The sequence below is a fragment of the Butyrivibrio sp. FCS006 genome (assembly GCF_000424525.1).
Lineage (GTDB): Bacteria > Bacillota > Clostridia > Lachnospirales > Lachnospiraceae > Butyrivibrio.
The window spans coordinates 721,229-742,652 of record NZ_KE384204.1 but is presented as its reverse complement, the minus strand read 5'-3'; the positions used below and the strand labels follow the sequence as shown (position 1 = coordinate 742,652).

General features: G+C 44.5%; 16 protein-coding genes. 2 read left to right on the top strand and 14 right to left on the bottom strand.

The genetic code is table 11. The features are described 5' to 3' along the window. Window positions 1-19 precede the first annotated feature (19 nt). From G633_RS0114565 to G633_RS0114545, 5 genes are all read right to left on the bottom strand, one after another. Window positions 20-2,950, bottom strand: coding sequence for an insulinase family protein (locus tag G633_RS0114565; protein ID WP_026520362.1), 2,931 nt, complete (start codon window positions 2,948-2,950; stop codon window positions 20-22). A gap of 18 nt (window positions 2,951-2,968) precedes the next feature. Beyond that, window positions 2,969-4,672, bottom strand: coding sequence for a hypothetical protein (locus G633_RS0114560; RefSeq protein ID WP_026520361.1), 1,704 nt, complete (start codon window positions 4,670-4,672; stop codon window positions 2,969-2,971). A gap of 29 nt (window positions 4,673-4,701) precedes the next feature. Then, window positions 4,702-5,439, bottom strand: coding sequence for a YebC/PmpR family DNA-binding transcriptional regulator (locus G633_RS0114555; protein WP_022770449.1), 738 nt, complete (start codon window positions 5,437-5,439; stop codon window positions 4,702-4,704). 29 nt (window positions 5,440-5,468) lie between these two features. Beyond that, a complete protein-coding gene (locus G633_RS0114550; RefSeq protein WP_035771453.1) occupies window positions 5,469-6,830 on the bottom strand; it encodes a hemolysin family protein in 1,362 nt (453 codons plus the stop codon). A 66-nt stretch (window positions 6,831-6,896) separates the two neighbouring features. Beyond that, a complete protein-coding gene (locus G633_RS0114545; protein WP_051200251.1) occupies window positions 6,897-7,991 on the bottom strand; it encodes a ribose-phosphate pyrophosphokinase in 1,095 nt (364 codons plus the stop codon). A 202-nt stretch (window positions 7,992-8,193) separates the two neighbouring features. Between G633_RS0114545 and G633_RS19505 the strand changes: the two genes are divergently transcribed. Further along, entirely contained in the window at window positions 8,194-9,243 is a 1,050-nt protein-coding gene (locus G633_RS19505; RefSeq protein WP_051200249.1) for a hypothetical protein, read from the top strand. A 23-nt stretch (window positions 9,244-9,266) separates the two neighbouring features. Here the strand turns inward: G633_RS19505 and alr are convergent, their stop codons facing one another. From alr to G633_RS0114515, 5 genes are all read right to left on the bottom strand, one after another. Beyond that, window positions 9,267-10,436 carry an alanine racemase gene (gene alr, locus G633_RS0114535; protein WP_026520358.1) on the bottom strand — a complete coding sequence of 390 codons (1,170 nt, stop codon included), beginning with the start codon at window positions 10,434-10,436 and terminating at the stop codon, window positions 9,267-9,269. A 31-nt stretch (window positions 10,437-10,467) separates the two neighbouring features. Further along, entirely contained in the window at window positions 10,468-12,036 is a 1,569-nt protein-coding gene (locus tag G633_RS0114530) for an NAD(P)H-hydrate dehydratase (protein ID WP_081664796.1), read from the bottom strand. 65 nt (window positions 12,037-12,101) lie between these two features. After that, window positions 12,102-12,767 (bottom strand): hypothetical protein, encoded by a 666-nt coding sequence (locus tag G633_RS0114525; RefSeq protein ID WP_022770438.1) that lies wholly within the window; start codon window positions 12,765-12,767, stop codon window positions 12,102-12,104. Between the two features lie 12 nt (window positions 12,768-12,779). After that, window positions 12,780-13,424, bottom strand: coding sequence for a redox-sensing transcriptional repressor Rex (locus G633_RS0114520; protein WP_022770437.1), 645 nt, complete (start codon window positions 13,422-13,424; stop codon window positions 12,780-12,782). A gap of 150 nt (window positions 13,425-13,574) precedes the next feature. Further along, entirely contained in the window at window positions 13,575-15,296 is a 1,722-nt protein-coding gene (locus tag G633_RS0114515; RefSeq protein ID WP_035771451.1) for a methyl-accepting chemotaxis protein, read from the bottom strand. 225 nt (window positions 15,297-15,521) lie between these two features. Between G633_RS0114515 and G633_RS0114510 the strand changes: the two genes are divergently transcribed. Further along, window positions 15,522-16,169, top strand: coding sequence for a trimeric intracellular cation channel family protein (locus G633_RS0114510; RefSeq protein ID WP_026520355.1), 648 nt, complete (start codon window positions 15,522-15,524; stop codon window positions 16,167-16,169). Window positions 16,170-17,047: 878 nt separating this feature from the next. On the opposite strand, the gene hslO is transcribed toward G633_RS0114510, so the two are convergent. From hslO to G633_RS20170, 4 genes are read right to left on the bottom strand one after another with little or no spacing between them, the layout of a single operon-like run. Beyond that, window positions 17,048-17,929: an Hsp33 family molecular chaperone HslO gene (gene hslO, locus G633_RS0114495; RefSeq protein ID WP_035771617.1), complete on the bottom strand. Its 882-nt coding sequence runs from the start codon at window positions 17,927-17,929 to the stop codon at window positions 17,048-17,050. A gap of 35 nt (window positions 17,930-17,964) precedes the next feature. Further along, window positions 17,965-18,864: an N-carbamoylputrescine amidase gene (gene aguB / locus G633_RS0114490; RefSeq protein ID WP_026520352.1), complete on the bottom strand. Its 900-nt coding sequence runs from the start codon at window positions 18,862-18,864 to the stop codon at window positions 17,965-17,967. Then, window positions 18,861-20,033, bottom strand: coding sequence for an agmatine deiminase (gene aguA / locus G633_RS0114485; RefSeq protein ID WP_026520351.1), 1,173 nt, complete (start codon window positions 20,031-20,033; stop codon window positions 18,861-18,863). The genes aguB and aguA overlap by 4 nt, the downstream gene beginning before the upstream one ends. Window positions 20,034-20,063: 30 nt before the next feature. Next, window positions 20,064-21,422 (bottom strand): carboxynorspermidine decarboxylase, encoded by a 1,359-nt coding sequence (locus G633_RS20170; RefSeq protein ID WP_026520350.1) that lies wholly within the window; start codon window positions 21,420-21,422, stop codon window positions 20,064-20,066. Window positions 21,423-21,424 lie beyond the last annotated feature (2 nt).

Genomic DNA, 21,424 nt, shown 5'->3' with positions numbered 1-21,424 from the left:
GCGTCCTGATACGATAGATTTACTTTCCAACCAGCTGCTGAACTGAGTTAAATAGCTCTTTACTCTCCTCGATCTTCTCAGCTGATCCGATAACACACAGGCACTCGTCGGACATGAATGCATCAACATACTCCGCAAGGCCTCTGATGCTCTCCTTAGTAGTTCCAAGAAGCTCATCTCTGTTCTTCTGGATGTTCTCCATCTTGGCATTGCAAAGGTACGCTGTAAGACCATATGCTCCCTTTGCTGAAGGTGTCTTGGGTGTATCAAGGTCTGATATTGCACCGATTATATACTGAAGGATTGTTCTATCATCAGACTCAAAGCTTCTTAAGTACTCAGAAGCCCCTTCAAATACGTCTATACTGTTCTGAAGGTTAGGGTCTCTGTAGGTAACAAAAGCACAATCGCCGTTCTTGGCAAAACTGCTCATGCATCCGTAAGCTCCGCCCAGAATTCTTATATTCTTCCAGAGGTAATCGTAGCCCATCATTACCTTGAGAACACGAAGGGATCCGTTGTACTTAAGGCCGCTCTTTGCAAAGTTACCGGCTCTGCATACGTACTGAACCTGTCCGGCAGTCTTAAAGCCCTCGTTCTTCTTCTCGGGTACAAGCTTGAGTTCACCCTTTGTAACGTCATCTGTATAAAGAGCTTTCGCAAACTCTTTTGCCTGCTCCTCTATACCCTCGTATTCCTTCTCAGTACCTGTTATATCCACCAGAAGATTCTCAGGTCTGAATATCAGGCGGCAGAGATGCTGGAATTTCTCAATGATCTCTTTTGCCCCATCCTCGGTCTCAAGAGCCTTGTTCATCCTCTCAAGATGTCTGAAATAACCGATTCCGCTGACATTGTCAGAAACCATTGCAGCAGGCGATACATAGCTCATAGCTCTGAGCGCTGCACTCTGGTGGCCTGCAGATGCAAGGTCGGTCTGGAGCCTTGCATACTGCTCTCCAAAGATCTCGCGAAGTCTCTTTACGTCATCAAATTTGGTGGCAGTCATGATCTCTTTTACCAGATCAAAGGCATAACTAAGATTATCGTGAAGAACCTTGACGCTGATTTCAAACTCTGTCCTGAACTTCTTAACATCATCAGAATCCGTGTAAGTGCTGATGGATCCGCTGATTCCACCGGTCCTGATGTTGATCTCATTGTAGAGATCTCCGTATGCATAGTGTTCGGTATTCAGCATTCCAAGCGCTTTCTTAAGAGATGAAGCGTAAGGAAGGAGCTCTTTATCAACAGTGCTCATGTCGAACACAAAGTTTATGTATGCAATGCCACTTGTGAACACGTTATGGAAAAGAACCTTTGTATCCCCTGCACTTCTGAGCTCATATATGAACTTGTCGGCTTCCTTCTTCATGTCAGCCAGAGTAAGAAGCGGAATCTTAGCGAGGTCCTCAGGATCATCGGGTGTATCCTGATATTCCTTAAGCTCTTTGGTCTCCTGAACGATCTTCTTTATCTCATCCTCGGAGAGAGAATCCTTGTACTTCTGAAGCTTGTTCTTAAGCTCCTCGTCTTTTTTCTCAGTAAGGCCTTTTTCGGGGCGCAGAACTACTACGCTCTTGTGATTGTTATTAAGGAAATACTTCTCAACAAGCTCCTCAAAGTATCTGCCATCCACTTCCTTCTTAAGCTCAGCGAAGGTTTCTCCGGCCTCTACATTTATCCAGGGTTTCTCATCGTCGTAGAGCCAGCTGTCCATAACCTGAAGGCCGTACAAAAGACCCTTTGGAAATCTTCCGAAATCTGCCTCGCGGTACTTAAACTCATCGTAGGAAAGACCTGCAAGAAGAGACTTCTTGTCAATTCCCTTCTCTACCTGCTCTTTAAGTAGTGACTGAATGGTATCCACAAAGTCATCCAGCTGTGATTCATCAGCATTCTTGGCAACGATAGAGAAAATTGGCTGCCTTATGCCGTTGTCGTACTCGCTGTAGACATCCTGTCCGATGCCCTTTTCAATAAGAGCTTTCTTGATTGGAGCTCCGGGAGCTGAACAAAGCGCATAGTCAAGAATATCAAAAGCAACGTAGAGCTTTTTATCCAGTGGTGATCCAACGCTGAAGTTATAGGAAAGATAAGTGTTCTTTGCTATTTCATCATCAGGAAGGATTGGATAAGGCTTAACTACCTTAACCGGCTTATCAAACGCCTTCTGAACGCCAACCTCAGAGTCGACCTCTATGCGGTCAAACTTGGAGAGGTAGTTCTTGTCGATATAATCAAGCTTCTCAGCCATATCCATGTTTCCAAACATATAAATATAGCTGTTTGAAGGATGATAGTATTTCCTGTGAAAGTCCAGATACTCCTCGTAGGTAAGCTCAGGAATAACGTCCGGATCTCCACCTGACTCTATACCGTAGGTAGTATCAGGGTAAAGAGAGTTCTGGATCTCTCTTGAGAGCATGTCATCAGCAGATGAGAACGCTCCCTTCATCTCGTTGTAAACAACACCATTGATGGTAAGGTCTGATGTCTCATCCTCCATCTCGTAGTGCCAGCCTTCCTGCTTAAATATCTTGTCAGTACTGTATATATTCGGATAAAAAACTGCATCCAGATAAACGTGCATCAGATTCTGGAAGTCAGCATCATTGCAGCTGGCTATCGGATACACGGTCTTATCGGGATAAGTCATTGCATTCAGAAATGTATTAAGCGAGCCCTTAACCAGCTCTACAAAAGGATCCTTAACCGGGAACTCCTTAGAACCGCAGAGCACGGTATGCTCAATAATGTGAGCCACACCTGTTGAGTTCTTGGGTGGTGTCCTAAAGCCGATTGAAAACACCTTGTTCTCATCGTCATTGGACAAAAGAGCTACTCTCGCACCTGATTTCTTGTGTCTTAACAAATAGCTTTCAGAATTCAGGTCATCACTCCTTCTCTTTTCAATAATTTCATACGAAGATAAATCTTCAATTCTCATTTATGTACCTTTCTATCTTTAAATATCGAAGTCATCACCGGGCTTAAGCTCGATGTCAAAGTCATCTTTTCTTGGCTTTTTGTCTGTAACAGGCGCTGATTTCCGCTCAGTTTCTCTCTTCTCTGCTGCTTTTCTTTCTTTTTCCTTGAGTTTCTCGTTAACCTGTCTTGCTGTCTCTGCAAGGCTGATGGTTCCTGTAAATTCAGGCATCTTCATGCGAGGTGTGAGGTCGACGTCTTCATCATCCTCTGGAAGCACCATTCCCTCGGGAACAAAGTGTCCGTGAGGCTCTTCCTCTTCGGGTTCATCTTCGAACTCGTAGTCAGGTTCTGTAACTTTCTGCGCACCCTGAGCAGCTTCAGGTGACTCTGATGCAGTCTCATCTGCACCTTCTTCAGTTGCATCTTCTGCAAGTTCCCTGATTTCCTCAGCCTCTTTTTCTTCTACAGTCTCTTTTACCGATTCCTCAACGTATTCCGCCTCTTCCTCGTCTGCAGGAAGTGCGATAAGTGACGCAACACATCCTAAGATGAATGCATAGTAAACGGTAACGAAGACCTGTGTATTCATCCTTGTTGCTCCCATAAAAGGAACAGAAACAAAGATAAAGAGAATTGACCACAGCCAGGGTGAAATCTTCTCAACAGTCCTGTTCTTCCAAAAGCCCACAATTACTCCGCTCATAACGATAAGTGTTACGAGATATATGATCTTGTAATCAGTGTAAGCCCAGAACATATCAAAAGTGTTGAGGTTGTGGAAGTAATATGATGCCCAGTTTGCAAAGCGTACATCGGCCATCATAAATCCCTGCTCCTGGATAAACATGCCGATGAAGGTCAGCACGGCTGCTGCAACCACAATGATAAGCCTTACGACTTCCTCTTTTACCTTAGTGCCATAGATAAACAGTACTGCAAATAAAAACGGTATGATCATGATTATGGTTCCGGCATCCATATAGGACATAAAGCCCACAACGATACCAACCAGAATGTACCAGAGTATCCATGCCTTGGAAGTATATTTTTTCTTAAAAGAGCCTTCCAAAAACAGAGCCACAAACAAAAGCTCTATGCCAAACATAGCCATGAACAATGGGCCTGTAGAAAGCTCTGGGCCTGTAAATGCAGGCGTGAACACCGGCATAAAGCCGACATAAGCAGTAAAGACAAGAGCTGCTGCGTATCCAAGAAGCTTCTGCACTGTGAAAAAGCCGCAGATCATAAATATTGTGAAACATACAATCTGGAAAAAGAACGGAACCGTTATGATGTTACCGGTAAAGAACAGTATTCCTTTTAGTATCGTTGAATATACGATTGATAACAGATCGTACTCTGCTACAGGTGTTCCGCCAACCATGGCGTTCTCATACAGGCTCATCTTGCCCGTGATCTCTTTTGACGTATTTCCCAGCAGTTCAATCCTGTACCAGACAGCTCCTATGAGTATAAGCGCAATGGTTATCTGATACCCAATCTTAAAGGGCAGCTTGGATGGCCATAGATTGGCCTTCATGCTGTCACTGCATCTGCCTGCAAATATCACGATCACTGACATGAGCAGAATACTAAGTACTGCAAAGACTATGGAATAGATCAGTTTATTCTCATTGGGAAAAAGACCTAAAAAGAAACCGCTACTTGCCACCATTGCAAATTCAAATATAAGAAATATAACCCAGATGCCTACCGCCGGCCATGCACGTCTCAGTTTCATTTTAAGTCCCCCAATATTAAAGTTTTGTTTTATTCTTCAGGCTCATCCCAGTTGTGATATACTGCCTGAACATCGTCATCCTCGTCAAGAAGATCAAGGATTCTCTGAAGATACTTAACGTTCTCAGGATCTGTTACAGCAACATAGTTCTGAGGGATCATTGTAACCTCAGCAGATGCTGTCTCGATGTTCTCCTTGTTAAGTGCCTCAACTACAGCCTGGAAATTATCAGGAGTTGTAAGGATCTCGTAGCTGTCCTCTTCCTCGTTGAAATCATCAGCGCCTGCATCAAGAACGAGCATCATAAGATCATCTGATGATACCTTGCACTCTTCCTTGTCGATGAGGATCTGTCCCTTGTTATCAAACATGTAAGATACACATCCGGGTGTTCCAACATTGCCGTTCCCCTTTGAAAATGCTGCCTTAACGTTGGATGCAGTTCTGTTCTGGTTGTCTGTAAGTGCCTCTACGATGATAGCTGTTCCGCCGGGGCCGTATCCTTCGTAAGTGATGTTCTTATAATCAACGTTGCCTTCAGCGCCGGATGCCTTCTTGATTCCACGATCGATTGTGTCGTTAGGCATGTTGTTGGCCTTAGCCTTGGCGATAACCTGAGCAAGCTTAAAGTTGTTGGCAGGATCAGGGCCGCCTTCCTTAACTGCTACAGCAATTTCTCTTCCGATAATGGTAAAGATCTTACCTTTTGCTGCATCATTCTTTTCTTTTTTGTGCTTGATGTTTGCAAATTTTGAATGTCCTGACATAAAAACTTCCTTTCGTATTACTTGTTAATCTATTTTGCTATTTCTGATTCTTTTTCTTCTTCAGCAGGCGCTTCTTCCGGCAATTTGGTCAGAAGAACGCTTGTAACCATGTGATTCTGAACTGAAAGAATCTTGAAATTATAGCCATCTACTGTTACATCAAAGTCCTCATCGCTCTCAGGTATCCTGTCGAGCTTGGATATGATGTATCCGTTGAGGGTTTCAAACTCACTCTCTCCAAAAGAGATCTTGAATTTCTTCTCAAGTACCTCAAGAGGGGTCTTGCCATCTACCGTAAACTCTCCTGCGTTCTTGGTAGGTCTTACGTAGTTCTCCTCTTCGTCATACTCATCCATGATATTTCCTACAATTTCCTCAAGGATATCCTCCATGGAAACAAGACCTGCTGTCTGTCCGTACTCATCGATGACAATTACCATCTGAGTCTTGGAAGACTGCATGCTGTGGAACAAAGAATCAATGTTCCTTGTCTCGGGAACAAACTTGGGCTGCCTTAGAAGTCCTTTTATCTTCCTGATGGGAAGATCAGAGTCCGTGCTGTCAGCAAGCTTTTTCATGGCATCTCTGATGTGCATGATTCCTATTATGTGGTCAATATCATCAAGATAGACAGGGAATCTTGAGTTGTTGGTGTCCATCATGAAGTCTACCGCTTCCTTAAGGGAGCTATTGGCATCAATGGCTACCATGGCATTTCTGTTGGTCATGATATCCTGAGCTTCCTTGTCGGAGAACTCGAAGATATTGGAGATCATGTCTGCCTCAGATTCCTGAATAACGCCCTGCTCCTGACCTTCTGTTACCATGGACTTGATCTCTTCCTCGGTAACATCTACGAGCTTGTCATCTCCTCTTATACCAAACAGGTAGAGCACTCCGCTTGATATGATATCTGATAACACAACCAGCGGATAAAGGATCACTCTGAAAACGCTTGTTGGATAATAACAGCCGTAAGCCCATTTCTCAGGTTTTCTCGCAGCGAGCCTTCTTGGGATTATTACTCCAAAGCTCATGATCAGAACCGCCACCAGAATACCTGTAAGAATGGTGACAAGTGCGCATGTTACCATACTCTGAGAAAATGCAAAGGTCCTGGCAAAAAAGCTGCTGAGATTAAGAACACATAAAACTCCCAGAACCATATTTATGATAATGGTAAGAAGCTGCATCGCTTCTATATGACGAGTCTCGTTCTCAAGGAGCTTAAGGAGCTTACTGCTAACGCTGTCCTTGTTCTCAAGGCTCTTTTTCTCAATCTCGTCCTTGCTGACATGGTCAAGTGCCATGCCAAAGCCCTGTATCAGAAAATCAATTATGAGAATGACAAAAAAGGCGATAATACTGTCTGAAGAGGGGCCACCCTCCATAATAATTCCTCCTGCTAAATAGGTTTGCAAAATAAGTCAAATTACACTATACCACATTTTTGCATATTATGCCTTATTCTTTTTATAGTTTTCTATAGTTTCTTTGATTCTTTCCGCCGGTTTTACGATGGCACGCAGGCTGTCGCCCTTATTCATGGTGTCTATAATAGCTGCAATATATGTTCCCATTTTCACGCTGCAGTAATATGGTTTCTTCAAAAGCTCTGGTTTCTGATAAATAAGATCCGTGGTAAACATGCGGTCAAAGACACCTTCCTCGTATGCTTTGTCAAACTTATCAAAGCCCCTTGAGAACAGACCAAAGGTTGAGAAAATAAATACTCTTTTTGCTCCTTTATCCTTAAGCTGCCTGGAAACATCCATCATGCTTCCGCCGGAATCTATCATGTCATCTACAATTACCACGTCCATACCTGATACATCTCCGCCACAGAAATCATGCGCAACGATCGGGTTCTGACCGTTAACTATAGTAGAATAGTCTCTTCTTTTGTAGAACATTCCGATATTCACGCCAAAGATGGACGCAAGAAATACTACTCTCTCGGTTGCTCCCTCGTCCGGTGCAACAAACATCAGATGTTCCTTGTCGATGATAATATCATCGTATTCCGTAAGAAGAGCCTGTGAAAACTGAAGAGCAGGCGAGATGTTTTCAATTCCCTTAAGAGGAACTACATTCTGCATCCTGGGATCATGTGCATCAAACGTCACAACATCATGAACTCCCATCGCCTCAAGTTCCTTGAGCATAACAGCACAGTCCAGTGACTCACGCATGGTCTTTCTGTGCTGACGGCTCTCATATAGGAAAGGCATTATAACGCTTATCCTGTAAGCCTTACCGTTACATGCTGCTATTATCCTCTTAAGATCCTGATAGTGATCGTCAGGAGACATCCTGTTTGGCTCTCCGTCCATATTATAAGTAAGGGAATTATTGCAGACATCAACAATTATGTAGATATCCTTATCCCTGACAGATTCTCTTATTATTCCCTTTGCCTCTCCGCTGTTAAATCTCGGGCACTCACAACCGATCAGAAAGTCCTCGCCTCGCCATTTCTTTAATGTTTCATTGACCTTCTCTCCTATGTCTGCTGCTGATTCAAGGGCTATTATTCCAAGCTTTTGTGTCATTGTTATCCTCCGATGTTTCTATTCGTTTCTGTAGTCTTAATTATATGAGAAAAGCTGTATCTACGTAAAGTGAGTCAGTGGGGACGTTTCAGTTTGACTCATTTTGCTTCACAAAATGAGTCAAACTGAAACGTCCCCACTGACTCACTTGTGAACATGACACATTTTTCTTATAATTGAGAAAGTATTGATTGGAGGCAAAATGGTTTCATTTCTTACAATGATCATCAACGCAGTTACTACTGCGATTTTATATGCTTTAAAGGCGTTCTTTTCGCTTATCTCATGGTTTCTTAAGAGCATGCTTAAAGCTGTTAAGCTCTTTTTCGCAGCCCTTCCCGTCACCTGCATTGTCTTTTTCCTGCTATTTATTGTGAATATATTCATGCTCTTTGGTGGCTTCAACAGTATTGTGGGTAACATTCCCGAGGGCGGCGAGATTGCTCAGCAGGCAACACCAATGCTGGACAGAGGTAGGCACGTCACTACCGCAATCTTCGCAGAGCTCTTCCGCTGGTGGATGTTCAATGTCCACTCCTATAAGGGAAAGGCTGCTTATATTGCACTGCTGCTTTTGACCATTCTCATGTTCCTTCCTGTAGTATGCGTGCTACTACTCATCTCGGTTTTTGCTTCTTACGGAAATGTCCTGTTTATCGGAATGGTAGTTGATGCTGTACTCTATGTTCTTATGGCATTATTTGGAAAGAACTTCCTTGCCCAGTTCATGGGCAGGTATTACCGCCTCTTCCCGGAAGCCGGAAGAAAGCACGAGGAGCGCAAGTACGACAAGATGATGAAGCGCAGAAATAAAGAGCTTGAAGAGGAAGAACGCAGTCGAAGACGCGATAAGCGCGCTGAGTTCTATGAAAATGAGGATTACGAAGACGATTATTATGATGATCGCCGCGGCAGATACGATGATGATGAAGACTTCTACGGTGATGAAGATTATGAAGACGGGGAAGACTTCTATGAAGATGAGGATGAGGACGAAGACTTCTACGAAGACGAAGATTATGAAGACGAGGACTTTGAGGACGACTACGACGATCCCAGACAGGAGCGCTATCGCGAGCCTGTAGCCTCTTCCACCTTCGACTTCTTTGCCGGATGTACCAGCCGTGAAAGCGTAGATAAGAAGTACAAATCACTTGTAAAGTTATATCACCCCGACAATATGGACGGCGATACAGCTGCCCTCCAGGAGATCAACGCCCAATATGCTGATGCAAAAAAAAGATTCCAGTAAGTTCATTACCGGAATCTTTTATTTTATTCATATATCCTTGGTACTCTCTTGTTGATATCGCAGGTAAGCTCGTAGTTGAAGCGTCCGCTCATATCACCGAGGAGTTCAGCTGAAATGGTCTCGCCTGACTTCTTGTCCGTTCCGAGAAGTACAACCTCATCTCCCTCTCGTACATCCGGAATATCCGTGACATCAACCATGAACTGATCCATGCATACTCTGCCAAGGATCGGAGCGCGATGTCCGTCAATCAGCACGTATCCCTTGTTTGAAAGACTTCTTGGATATCCATCGCCGTATCCCACAGGAATCGTAGCAATCCTGGTGTTATCTTTATCCGTCACAAAGGTTCCACCGTAGCTTACAGGAGTTCCCTTGGGAACGTCTTTAACCATAACAACATGGCTGATAAGCTCCATTGCGGGCTTAAGATCTATGATATCCTTGGGTACCTCGTCAGAAGGCCACATTCCGTACATTGTAACTCCGGCTCTTACCATATCCATTGAAGACTCCGGAATAGCAATTATGCTGGCTGAGTTTGCGCAGTGCTTGATAGGGATACGATATCCGCACTCCTCTTCGAAGGCCGCAAGGAAGCTCTTAAATACCTCTTCCCTCTCTCTTGCGTTTGTAAGATCCTCTTCATCAGCCCTTGCAAAGTGAGTAAACACGCCTTCAATATGCAGGTTTTCCAAAAGTCTTACATCTCTTGCAAAAGACACTCCGTCTTCATCAGGCGTTATTCCAATCCTGCTCATTCCTGTATCTACTGCAAGATGTATAGGAGCCGGCTCCTTCAAAACACCCTCAGCCATGAGTTTCTTGGCACACTCATCAAGCTCTTTTGCCATATCCATCCTGAAAACTGCAGGTCTGATACCTTCTGTAAGCATCCTCTCATAGGCGTAAGGGAAAGTATAACCAAGGATCAGAATAGGCTTTTTAAGTCCGGCATCGCGAAGCTCAAAGGCTTCCTCAGCTGTTGCTGTAGCATAGCCCCAGATATAATCCTTGTTCTCGAGGAACTTGCCTATCTCCACCGAGCCATGCCCGTAAGCATCAGTCTTGATGACTGCCATCATCTTAGTCCCTTCGGGGATATTTCTCTTCATAGCCTCAAGGTTATGTTCAATTGCGCCAAGGCTGATCCTTGCAGCCACACGTGAATATTCATCGTTACTTGTGATCATTTTAAGTACATCCTTTTGAATGTTTAAATATTTATCGCAGCACTTCCGGGAGCGAAGCTGCTATATCCGAAGCAACCACCGAGTGCTTCCCTATCTCTTTTGCTGCCACATCTCCTGCCCGTCCATGAATGTATGCACCTGCTATTGCAGTCTCAAATCCATCCATATCGTATGAGAGGAGCGCTCCGAGAATTCCGGCCAGTACATCTCCGCTTCCGGCTGTTGCCATTCCGTCATTCCCACTCACATTAATATATATCTTTTTTGAGCCCATGTCAGCCACAACACTTCTGGCGTCCTTGCAGATAACGGTGCAGTGCAGCTTTTTGGCAAGTTCAAACGGATACTGGGTAATATGCTCCTTGCAGTCCCTTATATCGCTTCCAAACAGCCTTGCAAATTCGCCCATATGAGGTGTTATGACAAGTCTTTTCCCGTCTCTTCCAAAGTTTGCAGCAAGCTTAAAGAGCTGCTCATCCTCTGCAATAAGGTTCAGGGCATCGGCATCCATAATAAGACTCTTGTCATAAAAGGTAAGAACATCTGTAAGAAGCTCGCATCCCTTTCCTTCCGTTCCAATTCCCGGGCCTATGACCGCCTGCGTTGACCACTTCATGGCCGTCATAAGCTTATCTCCCACAGGTTCAAAGTCATCGTAGGTATCAAGTATCGCTTCAGGTAAAAGAGCTTTTACCGCCTCTGCATTCTCCGTAGCCGTGAACACTCTGACCATCCCTGCTCCGGCCTTAAGGCATGCTCCTGCACACAAAATGCACGCTCCACTGATGTCCTTGGAACCTGCGATGATCAGCACCTTCCCGTAAGTGCCCTTGTTTCCTGAAGGATCCCTTTCCGGTAAAAGAGCTTTCGCACTGCCGTCGTAATAGATGGCTCCCGGCTCCTTTGAAAGAAAGCTATCTTCAGTAATACCGACATCCTTAACAAAAATCTTCCCTGCATATTCGCATCCGGGATACATGATATGCCCGATCTTGGCCTGATTAAAGGTCACTGTGGCATCGGCCCTGACTGCTGCTCCGCAGATGTGACCGTCATCAGCGCTTATTCCCGAGGCAATATCAATAGAAACCAGGAACAGATCTGTATCTCTTTGTCTCTTACAACTGTTTATATAATTGACAGCATCCAGATATTCTCCGGTAACTGGCCTTGAGAGACCTATACCAAATAAACCATCTACAATGATATCAAAATCCGCTTCGGATTTGTTGCAGCTTATGTTGGAAAAAGTGTCCTTATGGATTCCATAGTTTTCTGCAATTTCCAGCTGCTTTAATAGAAGCTCCGAGCACTTAGTCGGATCTCCCACAACACATAGGCTTACCTGATAGCCTCTTTGCTTGAGGAGCCTTGCAACGCACACTCCGTCTCCGCCATTGTTGCCGACTCCGGCCATGACCAGCGCCCTATATGTTCTTTTGGCTTCTCTTGTGCTTCTCCACTCATCAACAACATCTGCAACTGCTAATGAAGCCCTCTCCATCAGCACTTCCGTAGCCACCCCAAAATGTTCCGACGTATTCCTGTCGTAAATCCTCATTTCCTGACTATTTACAGCAAAATTAAAACCATTCACCATACCAATACCCCCACTTAAACGAAAGCCCCGGTCTGAAAAGCCAGACCGGGACGTATTATTTCCAATCACTCTACATATTCATCCTCGTTCCCTTCAAGAGGTCGTCTTATAGGATGTCTGCGGTTTGGATCATATTTCATATCAAAGAGGTCGATAACTTCCGGCCCGAAGATCTGATGCATGTAGGAATAGAGATTGTAGTTCTCCATTTCTGCTTCCTGCAGATGGATGACATTTTTCTTGAGTTCTACTCGCACCTTGGATATCCACTCATCAAGGCCCTTGATATACTCGGTGTTGGTGTGTAGCGTATCGTAACAAGCCTTCATGGTCTCTATCATGAGCTTGTAATCCACATCATAAATCTGCCTTGAAAGGTCCAGAAGCTCGTCGTTGTGACTATCAAGCTTCTCATTACATTCATTGATAAGTCTGGTTCTCTCGGAGATTTCTTTTTCTATCGCTGCATTGTTGCCACCTGATTTGTTGGCCTTGTCGCGAAGGGGCACAATCTCTGAAAGAAGCGTCTTTTTTAGCTTCTTGATCTTCTTGGTCTCTGTGCGTATCTTGCCGTCCCTGTCGACCAATGCATTAAGTTCATCGGAAAGACTCTCTATCTCCGGAGTCATCTCAGTCTGGGTGAAAAGCTGGTGCCACTTGTCATCAAGTGTCAGAATAGGGATACTCTTGCCCTCCAGCGCAGACATATAGACATTATCATCTCTTGCCATCAGATTCTCTCACTAATGTTTTAATGATTTTTCATACCTATCTATATTATACGATAATTTCATCAAACTGTCAGATAAATGTACATTTTCTACCTGAATATTGTTAGGAACTTCAAGGTCAACATGTGCAAAGTTCCATATAGCCTTGATTCCGCAGTTTGCCAGTCTGTGTGCCATAGGTACAGCCTGCTCCTTGGGAATTGTAAGAACAGCTATTTCTATTTTGTTGTCTCTGACAAAATCTTCTACTTCGTCAACAGGTCTTACCTCAACGTCACGGATCTTGGTTCCGTAGAGCTCAGGATTGCAATCAAAAGCTCCCTTGAATACAAAGCCTCTTCTTGTGAAATTGGTATAACCTGCAAGGGCCTTGCCAAGGTGTCCTGCACCGATGATAACCAGGCTGTGCTGCTTATCAAGGCCGAGGATCTTGCCGATCTCGTCGTAGAGATATTGTACGTTGTAGCCATATCCCTGCTGGCCAAAGCCGCCAAAGTTGTTGAAATCCTGTCTGATCTGTGAAGCTGTGACCTTCATGATATCGGAAAGCTCCTGAGAAGAAATCCTCTCAACGCCTCTCTCCTTAAGGTCTCCAAGATATCTAAAATATCTGGGCAGTCTGCTTATGACCGCCTGAGAAATCTCTTTTTCTGCCATGTCATTCTCCAAAAATATTGCTTTGTTTGTTAATTATCCTACAAATTGATTATATCTATACGTTAAATATATGTCAATTCCGTAAAATCGTTAAAAAATCCCCTGACCATGCGCTTTTGCGGTCAGGGGATCGTAAATTTTATTTATATTTTATGGTTTGAAATAGCTGATCGTATCGGACATGTTAGTAGCCAGTTCCTGCAGCTTTCCTGCAGACTCTGTAATGATAGCAAATGTAGCGTTGAGTTCCTGCATTGAAGCATTGGTCTCTTCTGTCGAAGCTGCGTTTTCTTCTGATATAGCCGACAGATCGGAAATGATCTCAACAAGCTTGTCCTTGGCTGAATTGAGCTTATCGATGTGGGCTGCAATGTTGTCGGTACTCTCAGATACGTTATCAACGTTTTCAGCCATGCTCTGCATGTTGACTTTGGTATCATCAAGCTGTGTTTCCTGCTGCTCGAAGCTTGCATTAAGTCTCTGCATTACCTCTACAGACTGCTCGGAATCAGCAACAAGCTTTTCAACGATCTTTTTGATCTCTTCTGCGGAATTACTACTCTGCACAGCAAGCTGGCCGATCTCTGTAGCAACAACCGCAAAGCCTTTTCCTGCATCTCCCGCTCTTGCTGCCTCAATACTTGCATTGAGTGAAAGGAGGTTGGTCTGTGATGCGATCTCTGTGATAGCCTCTGAGAACTTCGAGATCTCTTTTGCAGATTCATTGGTCGAATCAATGGTTGCACCGATATCACGAACCGATGACTGTACTTCGCTGCTCTGAACAATTAGCTTATTAAGAGCTTCCATTGCTGCTTCGCAGGAGGTCTTCATTTCGTTTGCATAGCTGTTAAGCTGTTGTACGTTCTCTGATACGTCTTCAATGTCTTTTCCGATATCCTGTGTATTACCGGCTGCTGTTTCTACGCTCTCTGCCTGGTTTACAGCGCCCTTTGAAATATCATCCACAGCCTGGGATACCTGTCCGGATGCTGCAGATGCCTGACTCGCTGATTCTGACAGCTCACTTCCGGATCTCTTAAGTTCCTCAGACATCTCCATTGTTGATCTGATTACTTCGCCAAGTTTCTCTGATAGAGTCTGTGCTCCGTCTGCAAGAAGACCAATTTCATCATTTCTATCAAGTGATGTCTTATCAATTGAAAGCTTAAGTTCACCCTTGGACAGATTGCCAAGCTCCTCGGCGATTGCTCTCATCTTACCTGAAGACTTATTAGCAACAAGGATACCTACTATCGAAACGCCTATAGCAATTAACAGGGATAATATAACCATCTGTATTGTAATTCCCCTGATCTTGGCGTCAACTGAATCGCTCTCTCTGCCGGAGTAAACCATTCCTACGATGGTTCCGTCATCATTCTTCAGTGGCATATAGTAGCTAAAATAGCTCCCTGTAGCACCTGCAGGCACCATCTTGGCGTAATAGGTCTGACCATTTGTCAGAACAGTACTTGCTACTTTATCAGAAATATTATAGCCTACAGCCTTGGCACCACTGGAATCCTTAAGAGTAGTGATGACTCTCTCTTTTCCATAGAAAAGAGAATACTCAACTCCTGTACTGGCCTTGAGCTCATCCATGATCTCTTCGTATTCTGCCATGACATTTTCGCCACCTTTTGTCAGAACACCGTCAGTATATTCCCATTCACCGTCCCATACGTTGCTCATCTCACTGTTAAGCTGTTCTACGGCAAGAAGAAGTTCTTCCTGAACCATCTCATCATAGGTATTGTTGATCGATACAGCGCTTATGATTACAAGCACAATCGATACTCCGACAATAGCAGCAACTGCTGCAATGATGAGTTTTTGAACAAGCTTACCTTTTCTTTCTCTGGCTTCCATAATGTGCCTCCTTAGGAAAAGACATAATACTACTGATATAACATAATAATTATACAAAATATCGCATTATAATTGTCAGAATCTTTTCTTAAATTTTGATAAATTAAGCACGTATAGCCGATTATCGCATTAGTGCACAAATAAGCCGAATCAAGTTTACATTTGACCGAAAATCATATATGATTTTAAGGCTGATTAAATTATATCAATAAGCAGGAAACTCAAATGAATTCACTAATAATGGTTATAATCGAAAATGTCGGACTAATAGCCTTTGCTATTTCGGGAGCTGTCGTTGCAGCCAAGAAAGATATGGATCTGTTCGGCATTAACCTGATGGCTCTTGTAACTGCCACAGGCGGCGGACTTATCCGTGACATCATAATAGACAGGATTCCACCGGTGATGTTTGTAAATCCGTCGCTGACGATAATCACTCTTATCACGGCTAATATAGCATTTGTGATCATGTATCTCAAAAAGCCCATGCCCAAAGGCATAACTCCGGTATATGACAAGCTCCTGTTCTGGCTTGATACTCTCGGCCTTGCAGCCTTTACCGTAGATGGTGCATTTGCCGGAATCTACTCGGATTATTCAGACAATCTCTTTCTCGTTGCATTCCTGGGAGTAATAACAGGAATCGGAGGCGGGCTTATCAGAGATGTCCTCGCCGACAAAGTGCCATATGTTCTGGTCAAGCACGTATACGCCATCGCTTGCATCGCAGGTGCGGCTGTAACCGTAGTTTTGTGGAAGTTTACAGGAAGTGAACTTATCAGCTCACTCTTCGGTTTCTCAACCATAGTACTGCTCCGCTTCCTCGCTATGCATTTCGAATGGAATCTTCCAACAGTACATTTGCATGAATAATGGTCCCTGAAGTCAAAGGGACGGTTCTGAAGTCAAAGGGACGGTTCTTTTGACTTAATCAATTCTAGAATTATATAGCCGGATTTATAATCTGCCGCCCCCAGTTTTCGGGGATTGTAGCATGAAATGCCAAAACGTCAAGAACAAAGCAAGTGGGCAAAAAGCGCCCATTCTTGACGCTTTGGCATTTCATGCATTTAGGTCACTAAGGGGGCCGGCAGATTTGGACGTTCCCGAGAGGGATGCGCGCCGAGGCAGGGAGAACCCCTTGTGCAAATATTTTCTTAGAGTATGGGCGGCCAATTACTGTCCCAGAGGAGAAATTTCAAAAATTCAGTAATAGAAAATGAGTGATTCATGGGGTACTACTGTCCCTGAACAAAAACTCATTATATACCGTAATAGAAAACGGTGTGGTCCTTGGAGGGCTACTGTCCCTAGGCAAAAACTCATTATATACCGTAATAGAAAGCGGTGTGGTCCTTGGAGGGCTACTGTCCCTAAGCAAAAACTCATTATATACCGTAATGGAAATCGGTGTGGTCCTTGGAGGGCTACTGTCCCTAAGCAAAAACTTCTAAAAGACCGTAGCAAAGCATGGTTAGAAGCATCAGCTGCTCATAGATCCGGAGCCCGAGGTAATAAACCAGCCACCCTGCCCCTGGCAGGGCTTGTCCTTGATACTTATAAATCAGGATGCTAAACTGGGACGACCGATGGTGATACTAATCAGCTGCTCATGAGTCCATCACCGTCGGTGAAAAAAGACAGCATACTGATTTTTAAGTGTCAAGGATGGCGTCCATTGCTACAGATTGAAATCGATATCACAAAAAAATGAGCCCCTGACTCCGTCCCCAGGGCTCATTATTTGATGATCACTTCTTCCTGATCTTGGCCATCTCTTTAACTTTCTTAAGCTCATCTACGCTGAACATATATGACTTATTGCAGAAATGGCACTTAAGCTCCACTTCCTTGCCTTCATCGATCATTTCCTGGATTTCTTTTTCGCCGATGAGCATCAGTGCTCTCTCTACTCTGTCTTTATCACAGTTGCAGTAGAAATTGAGGTCTACTCTGTCGGTTATTTCTACATCAAATCCATCAAGTACGATATTCAGAAGCTCCTCAGGTGTCTTGCCGGCTTTTAAGATATCCGTAACGGATGTAAACTTCTGAAGATTCTCCTCAAGATGGGATATGGTAGCCTCATCGGCAAAAGGAAGGAGCTGGATAATGAAACCTCCTGCAGCGATAACAGAGAGATTCTCCCTCTCAACCAGAACTCCAAGTCCGACTGAAGAAGGTGTCTGCTCTGACTTGGTGAAATAGTAAGTCAGGTCCTCTGCCACCTCTCCTGTATAGAGAGGAACCTGTCCCACATAGGGCTCTTTCATTCCCATATCTCTGATAACGGTAAGTGTGCCCTCACCGATTCCGCCGCCGACATTTAAATGGCCGGATTCATTGGGCTCCATTATGACGTAAGGATTACTTACATATCCCTTTACATTTCCCTTGTTATCAGCTGTTGCCAGAACAGAGCGAAGTGGTCCGTCACCGTCCATCTTGACTGTTATAAGGTCGCTCTCATTGTCCATCATTGTTCCCATCATAACTGTGCCAGTCATAAGTCTTCCAAGGGCTGCAGCTGCGATGGGTGAAAGGCCGTGAGCCTTTCTTCCGTACTCCGCAAGATCCTTTGTTGTTGCGGCGAAAGCCCTTATCTGGGCATTTCCTGCAGTCGCTCTTACCATATAATCTTTATAAGCCAATTCTTTTTCCTCTTTTCTTATCCTGTAATATCACTGTAGCACTCAGGCCTTCTGTCCCTGAACAGTCCCCAGGAGAGTCTGTTTCTGCGTATCTCACTAAAGTCATACTCCGCATAGATGATCTCCTCTTTATCCCTAGAAGCCTTTGCTACGCACTCTCCCGTCTCATCTGTAAGAAAGCTCGTTCCGTAGAAACAAAGAGATGACTTTTGACCGCCATTCTCCTCAGAGGGCTCAACCGTTTCCGTGCCGATCCTGTTAGCAGCAGCCACAGGAATAATGTTTGCCGCCGAATGTCCCTGCATGGTCCTCATCCAGTGGCCTGAGCTGTCAACGTTAAGTATTGGCTCTGAGCCGATTGCTGTGGGATAGAGAATAATGTCCGCTCCCTTAAGCGCAAGGCATCTTGCAGTCTCGGGGAACCACTGGTCCCAGCAGATTCCAACGCCGACTTTTCCGTATCTTGTTTCAAACACTCTAAAGCCTGTATTTCCAGGTGTGAAGTAGAACTTCTCCTGATAATAGTGATCATCCGGAATGTGGGTCTTTCTGTATATTCCAAGGAGCTTTCCGTCTGCATCTATCATGACAACCGAGTTGTAGAGCTCATTCCCATCCTTCTCATAAATGCTGATGGGCATCACGACTTCCAGCTCTCTGCACAGGTCTGAAAAATACTTAACAGCAGGGTTTTCCAAAATCTCCGTAGCATACTCGTAGTAATCGTATCTTCTCTCCTGGCAGAAATACTGCCTCTCAAAGAGCTCAGACAAAAGAATGATCTTCGCACCTTCCTTTGCCGCCTTCTTGGTCAGCTCCCCGGCCTTTTCTATATTTCTCTTAACCAGCTCTGCGTCAGTAAGTGCGCTGTTTCCGCACTCAAACTGCACGCAGGCAACCTTTATCTTCTCACTCATGCCTTTGTTCCTCCTACCGGCACCTGCTGCGTAATGCAGTGGATGTTTCCACCGCCCAGAAGTATAGGCCTTGCATCAATGCCGATGATCTCTTTTTCGGGTAAAAGAGCTTTAAGCGTATCCAAAGCTCTTTTATCGCTTTCTGCGTTCTCATCTCCAAACTGAGGTACTAAAGCTGCGCCGTTTACAAAATAGAAATTGACATAGCTTGCAGCCAGTCTCTCTCCTACTTCACGCATATCCTCGCCCTCTTCAAATTCGTAGTTTGCAAGATCCTCATCTTTAACGAGAACAGGGTTATCCGGAATATAAAGCTTGTGGACCTTGATCTTCCTTCCCTTTGCATCCGTCACGCTCTCAAGGTAGTCAAGATCAGCCTTGGACATCTCATACTGAGGATCGTTCTCATCATCTGTCCAGGCAAGAACCACTTCTCCGGGCCTTATAAAGGCGCAGACATTGTCCACATGCTCATTAGTCTCATCATTGTAGATTCCTCTAGGAAGCCACAAAACCTTCTCTGCACCTAAATACTCTTTTAGTTTATCGTCAATCTGCTCTTTAGACAGCGAAGGATTTCGTCCCTTGCTCAAAAGACAACTCTCAGTCACCATCACTGTTCCCTCGCCGTCACAGTGTATGGATCCCCCTTCAAGTACAAAAGGTGAAGCATCATACCCATCAACTTCCATGGTTTCAAGAAACGAAAGCGCAACCTTATCATCCTTATCCCAGGAGGCGTAAAGGCCGTCCACTTCTCCACCCCAGGCATTAAAGCTCCAATTGACTGCGCGAATGTCTTTCCCGCATCCTGTCACAAATGTAGGTCCTACATCTCTGGCCCAGGCATCATCGCTATCAATCTCAAAAATAAAGCACCTCTCCGAGAGCTCTTTTTCCAGATTCTCATCCCCATGGCAATGAGTTGTTATCAGGTTGTCCATGAAGGCATCCGCCTCTTTTACAAAATCCTTAGAGGCAAGCAGATACAAGTCTTCGCGCTTTAGGATCTCCAAAAAGACCTCTCCAAAGGACTTAAGTGTATCTCTCCGATCCTTTCCCCAGCTTCCCGGGCGCGTCGGATAGATCATGATTGTGCCAAGGTGAGGTGAAAACTCAGCCGGCATAAAAAAGCCATCTTCAATTGGTTTTGACTTAAACTTCTCCAATATGTCTCCTTTTCAAAAAAGGCTCTGTTATCAGAGCCTTGTCTTGAAGTCGTAATAGTTAAAGTTTCTAAGAATCTCCACCTCTCCATCTTCATGCATAAGCGAAATGCTGGGAAGCGCCATTCCGTTGAAGGTGTTGTTCTTAACAAAACTGTAGATTGCCATATCCTCAAAGACGAGCCTGTCTCCGGGCTTCTTCTCATCATTGAAGCTGTAATCTCCGATGATATCCCCGGCAAGACATGTCCTTGATGAAAGCCTGTAGGTATAGTTCATCTCACCCGGCTCTTCAGAATCGCGAAGAGGCGGTCTGTATGGCATCTCCAGTACATCCGGCATATGACAGGCAGCGGATGTATCAAGGATAAGTACCGGCATTCTGTCTGTCTCAACAACATCCAGAACTGTGGTAACAAGGTATCCGGCATTTAATGCTATAGCCTCTCCTGGCTCTAAATAAACGTCAATACCGTACTTGGCCTTGATATAGGACACAAGTCCGATAAGTGCATCAATATCATAATCAGATCTTGTGATGTGGTGACCACCGCCAAGGTTGATCCACTTGATCTTTCCAATGTTTTCATCCGGGGCTGGCGCAGCAGGCTCTGTATTATCGGCATTCTCACCGTAATTTACGTCATACTCCTCCCTGTCGCGGATGCGCATGTTCCTCTCAAACTCTTTGAAAATAAATGTATCGTAGTCGTCAGGAATAAGAGGACTCGGGAAGAACCTTGCAAACTCCCTCTCAACCTTTAAGAATGTATCCTCAAGTGGCTCAAAGCCCTGCTCGCAGAGATTGTGAACATGAAGTCCCTCAACGCCCTTAGGAAGCGCCTCAGGCATGTCATCATTTCTTACTCCAAGTCTTGAACCAGGAGCACAGGGATCATATATCTCATGAGAATCCTCGGTGCTGATCTCAGGATTTATCCTTATGCCAACTGAAACCTTACCCTCTGAAACGGCTTTCTCCCATGTTGGTCTGTGATATTCAAGCTGGCTAAGTGAGTTAAAGACAATGTGATCACACATTTTACAAAGGTCCCTGAGCTCATCCTCTTTAAATGCCGGCTCAAATACGTGGTTTTCAGGCTTTGGGGCATTTACATCAAGAGTTTTTCTGATCTCATCATGAACCAGTCTGTCCGTTGTAGGAACCTTAAACTCCTCATGGGCAAGCCTTGCTTCATATATACCTGAAGCTGTCGTGCCATCCAGATACTGAGCGATCAGCGGATAAGTCTGATATGCCGAATAGGCCTTCTGGGCAAGAAGAATCTTGGCCCCGGACTTATCCCTTACTTCCTTTAGTATCTCAAGATTTTGCTTTAATTTCTTTTCATCCAGCACATAGGATGGTGTCGGAATATCTTCAAATCTCATAA

Bases quoted from the DNA above. Each gene is read 5' to 3' on its own strand.
- G633_RS0114565 (WP_026520362.1), bottom strand. From the start codon at position 2,950: ATGAGAATTGAAGATTTATCTTCGTATGAAATTATTGAAAAGAGAAGG.
- G633_RS0114560 (WP_026520361.1), bottom strand. From the start codon at position 4,672: ATGAAACTGAGACGTGCATGGCCGGCGGTAGGCATCTGGGTTATATTT.
- G633_RS0114555 (WP_022770449.1), bottom strand. From the start codon at position 5,439: ATGTCAGGACATTCAAAATTTGCAAACATCAAGCACAAAAAAGAAAAG.
- G633_RS0114550 (WP_035771453.1), bottom strand. From the start codon at position 6,830: ATGGAGGGTGGCCCCTCTTCAGACAGTATTATCGCCTTTTTTGTCATT.
- G633_RS0114545 (WP_051200251.1), bottom strand. From the start codon at position 7,991: ATGACACAAAAGCTTGGAATAATAGCCCTTGAATCAGCAGCAGACATA.
- G633_RS19505 (WP_051200249.1), top strand. From the start codon at position 8,194: ATGGTTTCATTTCTTACAATGATCATCAACGCAGTTACTACTGCGATT.
- alr (WP_026520358.1), bottom strand. From the start codon at position 10,436: ATGATCACAAGTAACGATGAATATTCACGTGTGGCTGCAAGGATCAGC.
- G633_RS0114530 (WP_081664796.1), bottom strand. From the start codon at position 12,036: ATGGTGAATGGTTTTAATTTTGCTGTAAATAGTCAGGAAATGAGGATT.
- G633_RS0114525 (WP_022770438.1), bottom strand. From the start codon at position 12,767: ATGGCAAGAGATGATAATGTCTATATGTCTGCGCTGGAGGGCAAGAGT.
- G633_RS0114520 (WP_022770437.1), bottom strand. From the start codon at position 13,424: ATGGCAGAAAAAGAGATTTCTCAGGCGGTCATAAGCAGACTGCCCAGA.
- G633_RS0114515 (WP_035771451.1), bottom strand. From the start codon at position 15,296: ATGGAAGCCAGAGAAAGAAAAGGTAAGCTTGTTCAAAAACTCATCATT.
- G633_RS0114510 (WP_026520355.1), top strand. From the start codon at position 15,522: ATGAATTCACTAATAATGGTTATAATCGAAAATGTCGGACTAATAGCC.
- hslO (WP_035771617.1), bottom strand. From the start codon at position 17,929: ATGGTAAGAGCGACTGCAGGAAATGCCCAGATAAGGGCTTTCGCCGCA.
- aguB (WP_026520352.1), bottom strand. From the start codon at position 18,864: ATGAGTGAGAAGATAAAGGTTGCCTGCGTGCAGTTTGAGTGCGGAAAC.
- G633_RS20170 (WP_026520350.1), bottom strand. From the start codon at position 21,422: ATGAGATTTGAAGATATTCCGACACCATCCTATGTGCTGGATGAAAAG.